This is a genomic window from Xenorhabdus koppenhoeferi, assembly GCF_900116635.1.
Lineage (GTDB): Bacteria > Pseudomonadota > Gammaproteobacteria > Enterobacterales > Enterobacteriaceae > Xenorhabdus > Xenorhabdus koppenhoeferi.
On sequence record NZ_FPBJ01000012.1, the window covers coordinates 32,904 to 51,084 of the forward strand.

Consider the following 18,181-nt stretch of genomic DNA (forward strand, 5'->3'; position numbering starts at 1 on the left):
AAAATCAAGGGAAGCCAATTGGCTTCCCAAAAAATTAAAACATCGCTTTGCCATAATCCATTGGCGATAGATTAAAATATTTTGCAACTGTCTGACCAATGTCAGCAAATGTTTCGCGATGCCCTAATGAACCGGGTTTAACTTTAGGTCCGTAAACCAGAACCGGAATATGTTCCCGAGTATGATCAGTTCCTTTCCAAGTCGGGTCACAACCATGGTCAGCGGTAAAGATCAGAATGTCATCCTCTTTAACCAGTTTCAGCATTTCCGGCAGGCGACGGTCAAATAATTCCAGTGCTGCCGCATAACCCGCTACATCACGGCGGTGGCCGTAAGAAGAGTCGAAATCAACAAAGTTGGTAAATACGATGGTGTTATCTCCTGCCTGCTCTATTTCAATCAGTGAAGCATCAAACAGAGCATCAATGCCCGTTGCCTTAACCTTTTTAGTGATACCCACGTTTGCATAAATGTCTGCAATCTTACCAATGGAAACCACTTCACCTTGTTTCTCATCAACCAATTTTTTCAGGATGGTTGGGGCAGGGGGTTCAACAGCTAAATCATGACGATTACCAGTACGCTGGAAGTTACCCGCTTTATCCCCGACAAATGGACGGGCTATGACACGGCCAATGTTGTATTCACCAATATTCAGCTCTTCACGAGCGATTTCACACAGTTCATACAGGCGATCCAAACCGAATGACTCTTCATGGCAGGCAATCTGGAAAACAGAATCCGCAGAGGTATAGAAAATCGGTTTACCGGTTTTCATGTGTTCTTCACCCAGATTATCCAGAATCACGGTACCGGAAGAGTGACAGTTACCCAGATATCCCGGAAGGTTGGCACGCTCAACCAGTCTATCCAGTAATTCCTGCGGGAAACTGTTCTCTTCGTCCTGAAAATAGCCCCAGTCGAATAAGACAGGGACACCCGCAATTTCCCAGTGACCTGATGGCGTGTCTTTACCAGAAGAAAGTTCACTCGCATAACCATAGGCACCAATAATGTCGGCATCTTTATCTAAACCAATTGGAAAAGTTCCACAAGACTCTTCCATCGCCTTACCCAATCCCAAACGGCTCAGATTTGGCAGGTGCAATGGCCCTTTACGGCCGATATCAGCCTCACCACGGGCACATTGCTCTGCAATGTGTCCTAAAGTGTTAGACCCCTCATCACCAAACTTTGTAGCATCTGCGCTTGCACCGATACCAAAGGAATCCAATACCATGATGAATGTACGTTTCATAATTTTCTCCTGCGTCAATTCACGCTATCAATGCGGAAACTGTCGGCTATTAAAATCTATTTTCGATTCTTATTTGGTTTATCCACTGATATCACTATTAGCATGAATCAGTGCCTGAGGGGTGTCTGCATTCACCTGCATATCCAGCGTAACAATATCACTCAGCCCCACACTGTAATTAATAGGATCAGTCGCCTTACGACGCGTCCTCCTCCCAATGCAACAACAGACATGCCTAACGCACGGGTATCCATTTGCCAAAAACAAAGCTACCTCCCAATCATTATTATTTGAAAAGAATGGCAGTAATGCATACTATTTTAGCGTGCATTTAATGAATTATTATTGATCTCAATAACCATTACTCTGCTTCTGGCTCTGGTGTCCAAGTGTGTTCAGCAAACTTCCCAATAAACTGGAAGCACCAAAACGGAAATGGCGAGAGTCAGCCCACTTGTCTCCCATAATGTGCCCAGCCAGAGCAAGATACTGTGCCGCTTCTTCGGCTGTGCGTACACCACCTGCGGGTTTAAAACCAACGTTGTCACCTACGCCCATATCGCGGATTACAGTCAACATGATTTCAGCACTCTCAAGTGTTGCATTAACGGCAACTTTACCCGTTGAAGTTTTGATGAAATCCGCACCTGCTTTGATCGAGATTTCAGAGGCTTTGCGAATCAGTTCTGCTTCTTTTAATTCGCCTGTTTCAATAATCACTTTTAGCCAGACACCTGATCCAGCACAGGCAGTTTTGCAGGCTTTTACCAAATCGAAACCAATCTGTTCATGACCAGCCATCAATGCACGATAAGGAAAAACAACATCCACTTCATCAGCACCATAAGCGATGGCAGCACGAGTTTCAGCCAGTGCAATGTCAATATCATCATTACCGTGTGGAAAGTTGGTAACAGTGGCAATGCGGATATCGGGGGTTCCCTGTTCACGCAATACCTTGCGAGCTACAGGAATAAAACGCGGGTAGATACAGACGGCGGCCGTTTGTCCGGCGGGGCTGTTTGCCTGACGACAAAGTGCTGTCACTTTCTCATCTGTATCATCATCATTAAGCGTAGTTAAATCCATCAGACTCAGTGCGCGCTGGGCGGCGGCGGTTAAATCGGTCATAAAACTCTCCAACGGTATTATTATCGTAACTGAATCAGTTCACATCTTCTTTTGTACGATTATTTTGAACAAACGTGGTTATCTTTAACAGTCACCGACCTTAACAATCAACATGTTCGTTTGTTAGCGAGCGGAATTAGTTCCTTGAAGATGCGGCTACGATAATACACGATGCAACAACCGAATTCCTTCTCTCCGCACTATTTTTGTGCAATCTTTCTGCACTATACTGGCTTTCTTAATGGCGTTGGGAAAAACAAATGCAGGTGAGATTTCTCACCTGCATTCAATTTGATACACGCTTACTGGGTGTTACGCTTCCTACGTTTTACAAAGAGAGGAAGAACCCGGCAATAGTTGCACTCATCAAGTTAGAGAGTGAGCCTGCCAATACAGCTTTCAAGCCGAAACGAGCAATATCGCCGCGACGGTTTGGTGCCATACCGCCCAAGCCGCCCAGAAGAATAGCCACAGAAGACAAGTTAGCGAAGCCACACAGAGCAAAGGAGATAATGGCTTTGGTATGTTCGGAAAGTACTTGCAGGCCTGCGGCCTGAACAACATTGTCAGGTTTCAGGTATTCACCAAAGTTCATGAATGCGACGAATTCATTGACTACCAGTTTCTGGCCGATGAAAGAGCCTGCAATAGTCGCTTCATGCCACGGAACACCGATCAGATAAGCAATTGGTGCAAAAGCCCAGCCCAGTACCAGTTCCATGGATAATTGAGGATAATCGAACCAACCGCCGATACCGCCCAGGATACCGTTTAACAAAGCGATCAATGCGGTGAATGCCAACAACATTGCACCGACGTTCAGAGCCAATTGCATACCAGATGCTGCACCTGATGCGGCCGCATCGATGATATTTGCCGGACGCTCTTCTGCTGCAACCAGTGACATCGCATCAGTAGTGTCATGTGTTTCTTCGGTTTCAGGCACCATCAGTTTCGCAAACAGCAGACCACCCGGTGCTGCCATAAATGAAGCTGCAATCAGGTATTCCAATGGAACACCCATAGAGGCATAGCCCGCCAATACAGAACCCGCTACAGAGGCCAAGCCACCGCACATAACAGCGAACAGTTCAGATTGGGTCATGGTAGAAATATAAGGACGAACAACCAGAGGGGCTTCGGTTTGACCTACGAAAATATTCGCGGTCGCAGACAAAGATTCAGTCCGGGATGTTCCCAGTATTTTCTGCAAGCCACCACCCAAGATTTTGATGATAAGCTGCATAACGCCCATGTAATAAAGCACGGCAATAAGTGAGGAGAAGAAAACAATTACCGGCAGAACACGCAGGGCAAAAACAAAACCACCGCCACCAAACAGTTCAAACATTTTGTCGGAAACCAATCCGCCAAAAATAAAGTCTGTTCCTTTCTGGCCATATCCAATCACATTGGAAACGCCTTCTGACATTCCTCCCAGAATGTCTTTACCAGCGGGCACATAAAGTACAAATGCCCCAATAGCAATCTGAATCAGGAAGGCGCCCAGGACAGTACGGATTTTAATAGCTCGATAGTTACTGGAGAAGAGTACTGCGATAAAAATCAGCACCGCCATCCCGACCAGGCTCATAAGGAGTTGCATTGGAAGAATCCCTGTTCACTGAATGAATAATAAAAAATATGTCAGTTTTTTTGTAATTTCCTACTGACATTGTGTGTGTGCTGATTATACCTAGTACTAAAAAGGAACAAGCAACTAACATCACAATTTAATACAGCAAAAAGTAATATAAAAACAAAAAATGAGATGTGCATCACATAAAGCCACCTGGTTTCGGTGGGATTAGATAATTTAGCGGGAAAAAAGGTAAAAAAAAGAATAAATAAGCAGAGAATATAAGTTAAACATTATTAATGTTTAATGAAAACCGATTATATAAATCCACAGCTAAAAAACTCAATGAGTTTTACCCATTAGAATCAGCCCAGTAAAAATAGTACTCTACTGTTATGATAAATTTGATTGGCAATCTCATCCGGTGATTCTGTACGCAATTCACACAGTCCTGAAAAAACTTGTGCAACTCTTTCAGGTCGATTGGGTTGGCCTTGGGATCCTGCCAGAGGCATATCAGGTGCATCAGTTTCCAACACTAATGATGACAAAGGTAACTGTGAAATAGTATTACGTGTCTTTTGTGCTCTGTCGTAAGTAATGGTTCCCCCTACGCCAATATAAAATCCCAGGCCAATAAAAGTCTTAGCTTGTGACAAGCTTCCTGCAAAACCATGAATCACACCAGTACGTGGCAATTTATGTTTTCGTAAAATTGCGGCCAATTGATCATGACTTTTTCTGGAATGAAGTATCGCGGGTAAATCATACTGTTTGGCCAGCTTCAACTGTGCTTCCAATAGACTTTTCTGCATCTCAAACTGCGGTTCAGGCATATAAAGGTCCAGACCTATCTCGCCTACCGCCACACATTTAGCGCTTTTTTTCTGTAATTGCCGGTTCAACTCATCCAAATGTGCATTTTGATGTTGACGGATATAAAGCGGATGTAAACCGAACGCAGTATAAATTGAAGGATAAGCCTCCGCCAATGCAGCAACCCGCTGGAAATTTATTTGGCTCACCGTGGGCACAATAATTTTTTCTACGCCTGCTTTTCTGGCTTGTTCCAGACTTTTTATTTCATCGCCAGCAAAAGGCGAAAAATCAAAGTGGCAGTGTGTATCAATAAACATCTAATTATCCAAATTATCCATCATGACCTGCTCTGTTGCCTGTGTGTTGTCTATCACATCAGAGACAGGTGCCCCCACTATCAGAGGATTGACGTGATTCAGGAAATAGTTCCGCCGAAAGCAGTTATGATTAACACTATCTGGATTCAATCCGCGGCGACATACACCATAGCTTTTACGTTCAATATGCCCAAATTTTCCGTCCACAAAAGTATGCCCAATAGTTGCCAAAAAATATCGCCCGCAGCGTCTTCCCAAATGATAATCCTGATTCAATACACTAATTCGGCTTCCCAATGCCATTGTCGCTAATGGGGCTGGCGGATAGATTTCGAAGATCTGCACATCATCCGGTGGATTTTCGATAAATTTTTGCGTCCGACGGTAACTGTTGGCATGGAGATTAACCATCTTAACCATTTTTTGCAGACTGCTGTCTTCCAACCAACGCTCCATGCGCTTGAACCACTGGGGTGTATAGTAAAGCTGTGAAGGAACTGTCCGAATTACAACAATTGTATCCGCACCACGGAGATAGGCTTCTTGAACGGGTATCGCATCGCAAATACCTCCATCTTGATAAACAACATCATCAAGGGTAACGCCATTACGATAAAATCCCGGAATAGCGCTGGAAGCCTTCAAGATGTCCATCCAATTTTTGTCATCAGGATGCAAATAATCAGGGTCAAAATTATCAGCACGACAAGCACACATGTAAAATTCACGTCCTGCATCAAATTGGCGTATTCCAACAGGGATATTAAGCGGTAATTGTTTGGATATGGTATCCATATACCAATCCAAATCGATCAGATGTCCACCACGAACAAAACGCAGGGGATTAAAAAAAGCGGGATCGGTTGTATAACGATTGATGATTTTACGTGCATAGCCCCGTTGACCACAAATATAAGCAGAAAGATTTTGGGCACCTGCCGACGTTCCGAGAAACAATTCAAACGGATTAAAACCAAGGCGAAGAAATTCATCCAAAACACCTGCGGTAAAAATACCTCTCTGGCCACCACCTTCACAAACGAGAGCAATTTTCCCAGGTTTGATCTGCGAGTTATAAGCCAAAGGTTCTATATTACCCAGCGTTATTGGAATATGTTTCCCCACTATTCTCCTCCTTTAAAAGCCAGTAACAATATCAAAGCATAATACATTTGCTGAATATCATGAGTATATTGTTAGATAAGTGATGCATTTGTTAACTTGTGTTAAACACTTTATATCCGGAATCTTCTGCTCATACTTGCCGTTTCTGCCTTGTAGTGAGCAATAACAAGTTCCCGATCCACTATCTTAGTTCGTATGCACTCTTTGTTCATGTAGCAATTTCTGAACCTGTCGAGACTTGCCTGAATACTAATATTTATTAAGGAGGGAATGTCATGTCTGAAGTCAGCCAAAGTCAGCCCAGGGATTTATAGCCTCATTGGGCAATATTCCGCCTGAATAAATGAAAATAAAAATAAAAAAAAAGAGTGGCTTATTATTAGCCACCCTTTTTAGAATGCCAGTTATTTCTTAATTTCTATAGTACTCTTAACAGATTTGACACCTTTCACGCCATGAGCAATTTCAGCAATTTTCGCTGCTTGATGTTTGTTTTTGACAAAACCAGAAAGATAGACAATGCCTTTTTCGGTTTTCACGGAAATTTCATTGCTATTTATTCCTTTGTGCTCCAGTAGCTTTCCTTTCACTTTTGCTGTGACAGCACTATCGTCCAAGTAAGCATCTGCATTCTGAAAAGTGTGATCTATTTTTTTCCCTGTATTGTCTATGGATTTATCGATTTTCTGCCCCTTACTTTCCTCCGTTTTTCCTGAAGAGGATTCGGTTGCCAGAGTATTACCAATAACGAGTACCGAGCCTAGAACAACAGCCAGTAGCGAATGTGCAAATTTGATATTTTTCATCCTACCACCTTTTTTAATATAAACTAGAACTGTACTAGAACAGTATGTCAATTAGACAGTAGTGATAAAATCAGCTTTACAAAAAATAACGAATATTTTCCTTAAAACAGAGAGTTATTCTTAAATTGAAGAATAATACAGAGAATATATATTGAAAATTAAGGGTCAACAGGAAAGTTGACCCGGAAAAATATTAATGTTCCCGTGTCTTACGGAAATCAACGTCAGGATAGCGTTCACTGGTCAGGTTTAAATTAACCATCGTAGGTGCAATGTAAGTTAAGTTATCACCACCATCAAGAGCCAAGTTCTGCTCATTCTTACGCTTGAACTCTTCCAGTTTCTTTACATCGCTGCATTCTACCCAGCGGGCGGTAGAAACATTAACAGGCTCATACAGTGCTTCAACGTTGTATTCACTCTTCAAACGAGCAACAACAACATCAAACTGAAGTACACCGACTGCCCCGACAATCAGATCGTTATTCATCAACGGACGGAAGACCTGCACCGCTCCCTCTTCGGATAATTGAACCAGACCTTTCAGCAATTGCTTCTGTTTCAATGGATCACGCAAACGAATACGGCGGAACAGTTCTGGGGCAAAGTTAGGAATACCGGTAAATTTCAGCTCTTCGCCTTGGGTAAAGGTATCTCCAATCTGGATCGTGCCATGATTGTGCAGACCGATAATGTCTCCCGGATAGGCATCCTCAACATGAGCGCGATCTCCTGCCATAAAAGTCAGGGCATCAGAAATAACGACATCTTTCTTGATGCGCACTTGGCGCAGCTTCATGCCTTTTTCATATTTACCGGAAACAACACGCAAAAATGCCACACGGTCACGGTGTTTCGGATCCATATTGGCCTGAATTTTGAAAACAAACCCAGTGAATTTTTCTTCACTTGCGGTGACTTTACGTGCGTCAGTCTGGCGAGGCATTGGAGTCGGAGCCCATTTAACAAGGCCATCCAACATATGATCAACACCAAAGTTACCCAACGCTGTACCAAAAAATACTGGTGTCAGTTCACCTTGTAAAAAAGCATCCTGATCAAATTCATGGGATGCTCCCTTGACCAGTTCCAACTCTTCACGCAATTGATTCGCCAGCTCTTCACCTATCGCCGCATCCAGTTCAGAATTATCCAGGCCCTTGATAGTGTGGACTTCCTGAATTGTATGACCTTGACCAGATTGATACAGATAAGTTTCATCAAGGTAAAGATGATAAACACCCTTGAAAGATTTACCGCAGCCAACAGGCCATGTAATCGGGCTACAGGCGATCTTCAGCTCATTTTCCACTTCATCCATCAGTTCCATCGGATCTCGGATATCACGATCGAGCTTGTTCATGAATGTCAGAATTGGCGTGTCACGCAGACGGGTAACTTCCATCAGCTTACGGGTACGATCCTCAACCCCTTTCGCGGCATCAATCACCATCAAACAACAGTCAACAGCGGTTAAAGTACGATAAGTATCTTCGGAGAAGTCTTCGTGTCCCGGGGTATCCAGTAAGTTAACCAGACAATCTGCATAAGGGAATTGCATCACGGAAGTAGTAATCGAAATACCGCGCTGTTTTTCCATCTCCATCCAGTCTGATTTAGCGTGTTGGTTAGAACCACGGCCTTTTACCGTACCCGCTTTCTGGATTGCCTGTCCGAACAGTAATACTTTTTCGGTAATAGTGGTTTTACCCGCATCTGGGTGAGAAATAATTGCAAATGTTCTTCGCTTAGCTAATTCACTAGCGAAAATGAGTTGTTGCATGTTGATTTTTCCAATTATGCACAAGGTTATGTACAGAAAATAAATTTGCGAAAATTTTACACTGATAGCGCCTCTTTGCAAAATACAACCTGCTCTCTTCTTTGCTCTCAGAACACTTGCCTAATTTAATCGATAAGGTCACGCCAAACGGTGTAGTTCCAGAAAATTTAGACTTAAAATCCGCAGGCGTGAATCTGCTGAAAAATAAACTATTGGGTCAATGATCCTTACGCCCGCCACATTTCATAATCTGTGGCGGGCAGCTTAATGTATCGTTTTTAAGTTAGTTATTCAGTGTAGAACGCAGGCGTTTTGCAGCTTCTACCATATTCGCCAATGATTGTCTGGTTTCTATCCAACCCCGGGTTTTCAGTCCACAATCTGGGTTTACCCACAAACGCTCAACCGGGATACGGTCAGCCGCTTTACGCAGTAGCGCCTCAATCCATTCAACACTTGGTACGTTTGGTGAGTGAATGTCATACACACCAGGCCCAATTTCATTCGGATATGAGAAGTTCTCAAATGAATCCAATAACTCCATATCCGAGCGGGAGGTTTCAATGGTAATGACATCTGCATCCAGCGCTGCTATGGAAGGCATGACGTCATTGAACTCGCAATAACACATATGGGTGTGAATTTGTGTATCATCCTGCGCGATTGCGGCACTCAGTTTGAAAGCATCCACTGCCCACTCCAGATAAGCCTGCCACTCTTCTCTGCGTAGTGGTAACCCTTCTCGCAATGCAGGTTCATCAATCTGAATGATACCAATACCTGCTTTCTGCAAATCATTAACTTCATCACGCAAGGCTAATGCAATCTGTTTAGCAATGGTTTCACGGCTGACATCTTCCCTTGGGAATGACCAACAGAGAATCGTTACTGGTCCCGTTAACATTCCTTTCACTGGCTTATCTGTCAAGGATTGTGCATACGTTGCCCAATCTACCGTAATCGCTTCTGGGCGGCTGATATCGCCAATGATTACAGGTGGTTTCACACAACGGGAACCGTAGCTTTGTACCCAACCATTTTGAGTGAAGACATAGCCATCAAAATGCTCACCGAAATATTCCACCATGTCATTACGCTCAGCTTCACCATGTACCAGCACATCCAGCCCCAGACTTTCCTGCTCTTGAATCGCCTGTTGGATATGTTCACTGATATTGGTCCGGTAATACTGACCATCCACTCGGCCTTTTTTGAAATCGAGGCGCAGACTGCGAATTTCCGTTGTTTGTGGGAATGAGCCAATAGTGGTCGTCGGCCACAATGGTAAGTTATAACGTTGACGCTGAAGTTTAGCACGTTCTGAATATGTCTGATTACGTTCACTGTCTTGCGGCTTGATTGCAGCAAGGCGCTCAGCAACAGCCAGATTGTTTACTCTGGTGGAATTTCTCCGGGCACGAATGGGAGCGCTATAGGCATCCAGTTCAGCCTGTTTACCACCTTCTGCCTCATTCAGTGCCTGTGACAGTAAAGATAGTTCCTCACATTTCTGTAATGCAAAAGCAAACCAACTTTTTACTTCTTCATCCAGCCCTGTTTCATCATTTAAATCAATCGGACTATGCAGTAATGAGCAAGAAGTACCAATCCACACATTTCTCTTACCTACCAATGGTGCGACAAGCTGATATTTTTCACTCAAATCTGCGCGCCAGACATTACGACCGTTAATCACGCCCAATGAAAGCAACCAATTTTCTGGCAAGAACTTATCCAGATTTTCAGGGGAATCTTTTCCTGCCACCAAATCAACATGCAGACCTTGTACTGGCAGTGATTTGATCGTTTCAATATTATGACCGATGCTATCGAAATAGGTCGTCAGCAGTAATTTCACTTGCCCCTCAAGCGCCTGATAAGCTGTTGGGAAAGCAGCGAGCCACTCTTCGGGTAATTCTAATACCAGCGCAGGCTCATCAATTTGTACCCATTCAACGCCGCGTTTTGCCAATTCAGCCAACACTTGTTGGTACACAGGAAGAATTTCCGTTAATAAGGAGAGGCGATCGAAAACTTTGCCTTTCACTTTACCCAGCCATAAATAGGTTACAGGTCCCAAAAGAACAGGTTTTATTTTATGCCCCAAGGCCAATGCTTCATCGACTTCATCCAGCAGTTGAGTCCAGCCGAGTTTAAATTCCTGTCCTTCCTGAAATTCAGGCACGATATAGTGATAATTCGTGTTAAACCATTTGGTCATTTCTGAAGCGGCAGCTGGTGTACCTGTTGGTGCCCTGCCACGAGCTATGCGGAATAGAGTATCCAGATTAATGGTACCATCTTCATTTTCATTTCGATGACGTGGTGGAACATTGCCCAATAATAGGCTTGTGGTCAATACTTGGTCATACCACGCAAAATCTCCAACAGGGACTAAATCAACGCCCGCTTCTTTTTGTTGTTGCCAATGACGTGCACGTAATTCACAACCCGTCTCCAGCAATTCTTGTTGAGAAATTTTGCCTGCCCAATAATTCTCTTGCGCCTTTTTTAGCTCTCTTTTCAAGCCGATACGTGGAAAACCTAATGTATGATTCAAAACCGTCATGTTGTCACCCGTGAAATTTTAGCCGTCTAGATGTTTACACTTCTATAATCAACAGGTAGTGTATAAACCACAAGCGCAAATTATTCATCATTAACTTGAAGGTTTTTCATGATCGAAATAAAACATTTAAAAACGTTACAGGCATTGAATCATTGTGGGTCATTGGCCGCTACTGCGAATTACCTGCATCAAACTCAATCCGCTCTTTCTCACCAATTCAGCGAGTTAGAACACCGTTTGGGATTCAAGCTGTTCATTCGTAAAAGCCAACCTCTTCAGCTAACACCTCAGGGTGAAGTGTTATTAAGGCTTGCGGAACAAGTATTGCCTTTGGTCACTGCTTCCCTGCGTGAATGCTATGAGCCAGAAAAGACTAATCTACGCATCGCTATTGAATGTCATAGCTGTATTCAATGGCTAACGCCTGCACTTAAGCATTTTCGTGAAAGTTGGCCGCAGGTTAATGTAGATTTTAAATCCGGTGTAACATTTGATCCTCAGCCAGCACTACAGCAACGGGAGCTGGATATTGTCCTGACATCAGACATTATTGCCGACAGCAATCTGCACTATACTCCACTGTTTGACTATGAAGTGAAACTAGTGGTTGCACCGGATCATCCATTGGCGAATAAACGCGATATTCACCCGCAGGATCTTGCTTCTGAAACTCTGCTGATCTATCCCGTCCAACGGCAACGGTTTGACATCTGGCGACGTTTTCTCCAACCCGCAGGGGTGACACCGACATTGAAAAGTGTCGATAATACCTTATTGTTGGTCCAAATGGTGGCAGCTCGTCTGGGTATTGCTGCACTGCCACACTGGACAGTAGAAACATTCGAAAGGCAAGGGTTAGTTGTAACCCAGACACTGGGAGAAGGATTATGGAGCAGATTGTACGCTGCCAACCGGGAAGGAGAACAACGCCAACCTGCCATTGATACATTTATTCGTTCCGCGCGCCAGCACGCGGTGGGCAATCTGCCATTGGTGAAACGGGTTTCAGTATCCAGCGATGATGCACCCAAAGTGAGGCAACAATCAGGCTGCCTCCAATGCTAAAGCTCTGCCAATCAGGGTGCTGCTGCCAAATTGCGAAATTAACCAACAACCCTGCCGGAACCAGCATATTATTCATAATAGCCAGTGTTCCGGCATCTACTTGGGTCGCACCATAGTTCCACATAAAGTAGCCAATACCAGATGCACCAACGCCTAACCAAATCAGAACGCCCCATTGTAACTGTGTTGTCGGTAGTTTTTGTGGATCGCCAAACAACAACCAACCAATGATAGCGACAACACACGCTCCCAAATAGAACCATGAGAAAGCGATTCGCTGCGGGATCGGATGGACTTCCATCAAACGCTTATAACCAACCTGACCAATGGCAAAGAAAATATTTGCCAATTGCACCAATATCAAACCAATCCAGAAAGATTCGCTTGGTCGGTCATATCGAATAATTGCGGCTCCCGCCACAGCCAGAAAAGAACTCAGAGCATAGCCCCAACGCAGCCGATTACGCCCCATCAAATCATAAATCAGAGTGACATAGAGCGGTGTCATGATGGTAAACAGCAAAAATTCTGCCACAGTTAAATAGTGATAGGCATGAAATACAAACAAATACATCACGCCAAGCTGACAAGCGCCGATTGCCATATATAACGCAATGACTTTCAACGATAACCCACGCCAACGCAAAAATGGCAAGAATACCATTGCAGCCAGAACTACCCTGACAAGCACAGAAAACCAGCTATCAACCTGACCAGAAAGATAAACGCCGATCAGGCTAAATGAAGCGGCCCATAAAAATGTTGTGATCGTTAACAGCCACATGATTTATTGATTTTTACCTACTTTTATTGTTCTTTTCCCACTAAAAGCGCTTCCAGCAAATCAAGATCATGCAGCAGCGTTTGTAGTGTCTCATTACTAACTTTACGAGTTGCACGCAGATGATACAGTTCGCCACGTTCAGCCCTTAATGCTGTTAAGCGGAAGCGTTGTTCCAACTCTTCAACCATCAGATTATGCTCGGCTTCATCCGTTCCGGCTGTACGCCGCCGCAAATAACCGGTAACACGGGAAGCAACCTCGCTAATAACCTCCGCATCCAGTTTTTCTTCAGTGTTGACAGACAAACGCTCTTCCATTTTATTCATACTGACAATCGCAACTTTAGCCATTGCAGCTTTTGCCATTCTGATTTCATTGAGATCAGCCATCTTATCGCCGACTTTCATACCACGCAGCAGCAAAGGTAATGCAATAACGCCCACAAACAGGGAAAGCAAAATCACACCGGCGGAAATGAAAATCAACTGATAACGTGCCGGGAACGGATCACCATCTGGCAAGAACAAAGGAACAGATAGCGCACCTGCCAGCGTAATTGCTCCACGAACACCAGCAAATGAAGCCAGCCATAATTCACGGATAGTGTAAGAGGCAAATTCCAGTGGTCTCTTTTTCATAAACACTTTGCTGGTATTTTTCATCAGCCATAACCAGCCAAATCGGAGTAATACCAGCGCACCATAAATGATGGCCACAGCGGAGAATAGCATCCAGGTTTCAACATTCGGATCAAGATCAGCCTGAGCCACAGAAGTTTCCCAAATGTCTGGTAACTGTAACCCCAACATGACGAATACAAGGCCGTTAAAGACGAAAGCCAGCATCCCCCATACGTTATCAGCACGTAAACGCATATCCAATGGCGCATTACGGATCACGCCTGCTTTACTGATTGTCATACCAGCAGCAACCGCAGCCAGAATACCTGAAAAACCGATATGCTCAGCAATCAAATAGGAAGCAAATGGCAACAACATCATGAACATGATTTGCGTTGCCGGATCATCTCCACTCCAGCGGCTCATCAATCTCAATGATTTACTGTACACCAATGTAACACCAATACCAGAAAGCAACCCACCAATCGCAACTTTGAAAAACTCCAATGTTGCGCCAGTGACGGTAAAGGCCATCGTTCCCATGGCAATCGCCACCGCAAATTTAAGAGCGACCAGGCCAGAAGCATCATTCATCAATGCTTCTCCTTCCAGTACACTCATCATATTTTTAGGGATGCTTCCTCTTCCAACAATTGATGACAGTGCCACCGCATCAGTTGGTGATAATACTGCTGCCAGTGCAAAAGCAGCGATAAGTGAAATACTCGGCAGCAACATGTGAATCAAATAGCCAATGCCAACAACAGTCACCAATACCAGGACTAAAACTAAAATGAAGATTTCCCGACCATGCTGAAAAAATTCTCGGGTTGGAGTTTTCCAGCCATCAACAAACAACAAAGGAGGGATAAGTAAAACGAGGAATAATTCAGGATCGAAAGTAACGTGTAAACCAAAATGAGGCCAGGCCAGCAGCGCTCCCATTGCTATTTGCACTATCGGCAAGGGGACACGGAACGGAATCATTTTAGTAAGAACACCAGAAACTGACACCACCAAAATCAAGATCAAGATAGTAAAGAATATTTCCATGTTACCCTTACAAATTGCCAAAAATCCGTCAGTGAAGAGATTGTGACTTTTTTTCCCCCCTAATAATAGCGCTATTAACTATAATTATTGCAGTTATTAAAGAAAATCAAAAAACAATCACATTATGAATCAATAACCAGTAACTCTTTTGCCAAACGTTCAAAAAAATAGAAAAAATTATCGGAATTGATCTGGCAAAGCGAGTTTTTCAGTTAAATATCATATATTGTCGTTATTGTCACAAATCAGAACATATCAAAGGACATGGAAATATGTTGTTTGACAGCCTTCCCGAAGAAGATCATCTGACTGGAAGGACGTTTAATTACGCTTATTCCACCCCAAAATCTATCTCACCGAAAACTTGCTTCGGTATTTCAAGTAAAGTAGCCTTTAATCTATTGACTCATAAGTACATATAAGGCAAACGAAAATCATGTGGAAACGCTTGATGACTAGTCTGATTTTTATCATTGCTGTCCTTATGTTGACAGCGATTATGCTTGATCGTTGGATTAGCTGGAAAACTGCTCCTTACATTTTTGATGATCTCAGACAACTTCCTGAACGGGAGGTCGGTATGGTGCTCGGCACATCCAAATATTATAAAAGCGGTACATATAACCAATACTACTTCTACCGTATTCAAGGCGCGGTTAACGCTTACAATGGTGGAAAAATTAAATATCTGCTATTAAGCGGAGATAATGCACAGCATAACTATAATGAACCGATTACGATGCGGAAAGATTTGCTCAAAGCAGGAATCCCAGCCAGTAGCATTGTGATGGATTTTGCTGGTTTCAGAACGTTGGATTCGATTGTCAGAACTCGTAAGGTATTTGATACCGATGATTTTACGATTATCACCCAGCGATTCCATTGTGAACGGGCTTTGTTTATCGCCATGCATTTTGATATAGAGGCGCAGTGTTATGCCGTACCATCCCCTAAAAATATGATGACTATTCGTTTCAGAGAAGTATTAGCACGCCTCGGAGCTTTGACAGACCTGTATATTTTAAAACGTGAACCGCGTTTTTTAGGCCCGTTAATGCCAATTCCGGCACCACATGTCACACCAGCAGGAATTCAAAGTTATCCTGCCGTATCACCAGACGAATTATAAAAACTAGAAAAAAAATCTCGCGAGGAATAAGAGGAATAATAAATGCAGAGCCAGTTAAATAGGCTCTACATTTAAACTGCATCACACAATATTTACCTGAAATTACGATTTACCTGAAATTACGCCAGTTTCGCTGTCAAACAACGCCAAAGCTGCTCCAACGGCCCTTGTGAGTAACGTTTTAACCACCAACAAGCAAACCAGATGTTCAATGCCCAGATAAATGGTACAAACGCCATTAGTTCCAAACGAGTAAACTGACCAAATAATTCAAAGCGATAAAAAAGCGTGGTACAGACCAGAGTTTGCAGCAAGTAGCTACTTAACGCCATTTTCCCCACCTGCCGTAACCAAAAAGTGACTCTCCAACGTGAAATGGCAGGCCAAAATCCATAAATCAACGCAATATAAGCAAAAGCTACCAACGGTGTTGCCAATTCAGTGATGGTGCAGCGGATAGTCCACGACACAAAATAACTATAAGGGTATAAATACTGGATTGATAAAGCCGCACATTGAATAGTCATCCCAACAGGGATTAGACATAATGCCAGATGACGATAATGTTTGTGGCTAAATTCACCTTTCAGCCAGCCATTACGCAATAACATTGCACCCCAAAGCATGGCCCCAATTATTTGCCAGCCATATTGCACAATGACCACTATCATTGCGCCACTTATTTGGCGGATTCGGTACTCCATAGCCAAGAGCCTGCCATGAGTTTTCCAGAAAGTTTCATGAAAAATATCTTCCGGGGTTGGCATCCAGAATGAATTATTCTCCTCCACAGGAAACAGCCCCAGAAGATAAAACATCATTACGCCGAACAAGTAAAAAGTCGCTCCTGTACTGAATAACTTTTGACGAGTATTGATAAAGTGCCATGTCAGCAAGCCAACAATGCCATATGACAACAAGATATCGCCATCCCATAGCAAAATACCGTGCAGTAAACCAATCGCCGCTAAAATTAGTAATCTGGAAATATTCCAGTTACGTTCCCGTTGCCGAAGCAGTTCAAGTGAGGCTCCAAATAATAACGTCAAGATGAACAGAAACTTCCCCTGAGTAAAAATACTCAAAGCAGACCATGTGACCACATCAGAGAATGAGACAGAATCTTTATAAAACAGATTCATGTAAGCGGCATATGGCAAAGCAAAGCTGGTAATATTCAACAACAGTATCCCCAAAATGGCAAAACCACGCATACTATCAATGATCTCAATTCTCTGATTTATGACTCCCTTGCAACTATGCTCCATAATAATAAAAATTCATCATGACAAATGCAGATGACGTACTGCACGCAGGAATTCCTGCCGAGTATTCTGGCTTGACTTAAATAACCCTCCCAGAGATGTCGTTGTCGTGGTACTGGTCGCATCACGGATACCACGCGCTTTCACACAGTAATGGACAGCATCTATAGAAATGGCAACATTGCAGGTACCAAGCAACGTTTGCAACGCAATCAGGATCTGCTGCGTCAAACGTTCCTGCACTTGTGGGCGTTGAGCAAAGAACTGAACAATGCGGTTAATTTTCGACAATCCAATCACTTTATCCTTAGGGATATACGCAACTGTTGCTTTGCCATCAATGGTCACAAAGTGGTGTTCACAAGTGCTGGTCAATGTAATATCACGGACTGTTACCATCTCATCCACTTTCATTTTGTTTTCTATCAACGTAATTTTCGGGAAGTTATGATAGTCGAGTCCTGAAAATATCTCATCCACATACATTTTTGCGATACGGCCTGGGGTATCCGCCAAACTGTCATCACTCAAATCGAGATTTAACAGTTTCATAATTTCTGCCATATGTTCCTCAATGCGTACCTTACGCGCCTCCGGCTCCAGAGTTTGTTCACGCAGGGGAGTTTCAAGACCACGGGCGACCAGTGCCGAATGCACCAGCGCGGCTTCTGTACTTAGGGATGACATCAGTTTCTCCAAGAGTAATATCTTCCGTCACTTGACGGGTAATCGAAATACTTATTTTAATCAGATATCAGTGAGATGTAATACTACTCGTCATTCGTTCACATCGTATCTGCGTATAACTATACCTGTGCGTCATCAATGCGCCAACTCAGGATAGGTCATGACGAATATTGCTGCGATAAAATACCAGT

The 18,181-nt window shown here is 43.4% G+C and carries 14 protein-coding genes and 1 pseudogene; 2 read left to right on the forward strand and 13 right to left on the reverse strand.

What is annotated here, in order from left to right:
* Window positions 1-34: 34 nt before the first annotated feature.
* From deoB to metE, 9 genes and pseudogenes are all read right to left on the reverse strand, one after another.
* Window positions 35-1,258 carry a phosphopentomutase gene (deoB, locus tag BM329_RS05855; RefSeq protein WP_092550209.1) on the reverse strand — a complete coding sequence of 408 codons (1,224 nt, stop codon included), beginning with the start codon at window positions 1,256-1,258 and terminating at the stop codon, window positions 35-37.
* A gap of 84 nt (window positions 1,259-1,342) precedes the next feature.
* Window positions 1,343-1,515, reverse strand: a pseudogene (locus BM329_RS05860) (thymidine phosphorylase); the annotation flags it as partial.
* Window positions 1,516-1,609: 94 nt separating this feature from the next.
* Window positions 1,610-2,389: a deoxyribose-phosphate aldolase gene (gene deoC, locus BM329_RS05865; protein ID WP_092550212.1), complete on the reverse strand. Its 780-nt coding sequence runs from the start codon at window positions 2,387-2,389 to the stop codon at window positions 1,610-1,612.
* 328 nt (window positions 2,390-2,717) lie between these two features.
* Window positions 2,718-3,983: a NupC/NupG family nucleoside CNT transporter gene (locus BM329_RS05870; RefSeq protein WP_177216200.1), complete on the reverse strand. Its 1,266-nt coding sequence runs from the start codon at window positions 3,981-3,983 to the stop codon at window positions 2,718-2,720.
* 350 nt (window positions 3,984-4,333) lie between these two features.
* Window positions 4,334-5,104 carry a TatD family hydrolase gene (locus tag BM329_RS05875; RefSeq protein WP_092550218.1) on the reverse strand — a complete coding sequence of 257 codons (771 nt, stop codon included), beginning with the start codon at window positions 5,102-5,104 and terminating at the stop codon, window positions 4,334-4,336.
* Window positions 5,105-6,229, reverse strand: a complete 1,125-nt coding sequence (locus BM329_RS05880; protein ID WP_092550221.1) for a patatin-like phospholipase family protein — start codon at window positions 6,227-6,229, stop codon at window positions 5,105-5,107. It lies immediately after the preceding gene.
* Window positions 6,230-6,633: 404 nt separating this feature from the next.
* Window positions 6,634-7,035, reverse strand: a complete 402-nt coding sequence (locus tag BM329_RS05885) for a BON domain-containing protein (protein WP_092550224.1) — start codon at window positions 7,033-7,035, stop codon at window positions 6,634-6,636.
* 193 nt (window positions 7,036-7,228) lie between these two features.
* Window positions 7,229-8,818: a peptide chain release factor 3 gene (gene prfC, locus BM329_RS05890; RefSeq protein ID WP_092550227.1), complete on the reverse strand. Its 1,590-nt coding sequence runs from the start codon at window positions 8,816-8,818 to the stop codon at window positions 7,229-7,231.
* A gap of 283 nt (window positions 8,819-9,101) precedes the next feature.
* Window positions 9,102-11,387, reverse strand: coding sequence for a 5-methyltetrahydropteroyltriglutamate--homocysteine S-methyltransferase (metE, locus tag BM329_RS05900; RefSeq protein ID WP_092550230.1), 2,286 nt, complete (start codon window positions 11,385-11,387; stop codon window positions 9,102-9,104).
* A 108-nt stretch (window positions 11,388-11,495) separates the two neighbouring features.
* Between metE and metR the strand changes: the two genes are divergently transcribed.
* Window positions 11,496-12,452: an HTH-type transcriptional regulator MetR gene (metR, locus tag BM329_RS05905; protein ID WP_092550233.1), complete on the forward strand. Its 957-nt coding sequence runs from the start codon at window positions 11,496-11,498 to the stop codon at window positions 12,450-12,452.
* Here metR and BM329_RS05910 read toward each other — a convergent pair.
* Together BM329_RS05910 and BM329_RS05915 are read right to left on the reverse strand one after the other, a co-directional pair.
* On the reverse strand, window positions 12,337-13,236 hold the full coding sequence (locus BM329_RS05910) for a carboxylate/amino acid/amine transporter (RefSeq protein ID WP_143101213.1): 900 nt from the start codon (window positions 13,234-13,236) through the stop codon (window positions 12,337-12,339). The genes metR and BM329_RS05910 overlap by 116 nt on opposite strands.
* A gap of 23 nt (window positions 13,237-13,259) precedes the next feature.
* On the reverse strand, window positions 13,260-14,909 hold the full coding sequence (locus BM329_RS05915) for a Na+/H+ antiporter (RefSeq protein ID WP_092550235.1): 1,650 nt from the start codon (window positions 14,907-14,909) through the stop codon (window positions 13,260-13,262).
* 436 nt (window positions 14,910-15,345) lie between these two features.
* Between BM329_RS05915 and sanA the strand changes: the two genes are divergently transcribed.
* Window positions 15,346-16,038, forward strand: coding sequence for an outer membrane permeability protein SanA (gene sanA, locus BM329_RS05920; RefSeq protein ID WP_092550238.1), 693 nt, complete (start codon window positions 15,346-15,348; stop codon window positions 16,036-16,038).
* A gap of 119 nt (window positions 16,039-16,157) precedes the next feature.
* Here sanA and yeiB read toward each other — a convergent pair whose 3' ends face one another.
* Together yeiB and folE are read right to left on the reverse strand one after the other, a co-directional pair.
* Window positions 16,158-17,306 carry a DUF418 domain-containing protein YeiB gene (gene yeiB, locus BM329_RS05925; protein WP_092550241.1) on the reverse strand — a complete coding sequence of 383 codons (1,149 nt, stop codon included), beginning with the start codon at window positions 17,304-17,306 and terminating at the stop codon, window positions 16,158-16,160.
* 15 nt (window positions 17,307-17,321) lie between these two features.
* Complete coding sequence (gene folE / locus BM329_RS05930) at window positions 17,322-17,990, reverse strand: GTP cyclohydrolase I FolE (RefSeq protein ID WP_092550244.1); 669 nt, start codon at window positions 17,988-17,990, stop codon at window positions 17,322-17,324.
* Window positions 17,991-18,181: the final 191 nt, after the last annotated feature.

What these genes read in the sequence shown, in the direction of transcription:
- deoB (WP_092550209.1), bottom strand. Translation starts at nt 1,258, where the DNA reads ATGAAACGTACATTCATCATGGTATTGGATTCCTTTGGTATCGGTGCA.
- deoC (WP_092550212.1), bottom strand. Translation starts at nt 2,389, where the DNA reads ATGACCGATTTAACCGCCGCCGCCCAGCGCGCACTGAGTCTGATGGAT.
- BM329_RS05870 (WP_177216200.1), bottom strand. Translation starts at nt 3,983, where the DNA reads ATGAGCCTGGTCGGGATGGCGGTGCTGATTTTTATCGCAGTACTCTTC.
- BM329_RS05875 (WP_092550218.1), bottom strand. Translation starts at nt 5,104, where the DNA reads ATGTTTATTGATACACACTGCCACTTTGATTTTTCGCCTTTTGCTGGC.
- BM329_RS05885 (WP_092550224.1), bottom strand. Translation starts at nt 7,035, where the DNA reads ATGAAAAATATCAAATTTGCACATTCGCTACTGGCTGTTGTTCTAGGC.
- prfC (WP_092550227.1), bottom strand. Translation starts at nt 8,818, where the DNA reads ATGCAACAACTCATTTTCGCTAGTGAATTAGCTAAGCGAAGAACATTT.
- metE (WP_092550230.1), bottom strand. Translation starts at nt 11,387, where the DNA reads ATGACGGTTTTGAATCATACATTAGGTTTTCCACGTATCGGCTTGAAA.
- metR (WP_092550233.1), top strand. Translation starts at nt 11,496, where the DNA reads ATGATCGAAATAAAACATTTAAAAACGTTACAGGCATTGAATCATTGT.
- BM329_RS05910 (WP_143101213.1), bottom strand. Translation starts at nt 13,236, where the DNA reads ATGTGGCTGTTAACGATCACAACATTTTTATGGGCCGCTTCATTTAGC.
- BM329_RS05915 (WP_092550235.1), bottom strand. Translation starts at nt 14,909, where the DNA reads ATGGAAATATTCTTTACTATCTTGATCTTGATTTTGGTGGTGTCAGTT.
- sanA (WP_092550238.1), top strand. Translation starts at nt 15,346, where the DNA reads ATGTGGAAACGCTTGATGACTAGTCTGATTTTTATCATTGCTGTCCTT.
- yeiB (WP_092550241.1), bottom strand. Translation starts at nt 17,306, where the DNA reads ATGGAGCATAGTTGCAAGGGAGTCATAAATCAGAGAATTGAGATCATT.
- folE (WP_092550244.1), bottom strand. Translation starts at nt 17,990, where the DNA reads ATGTCATCCCTAAGTACAGAAGCCGCGCTGGTGCATTCGGCACTGGTC.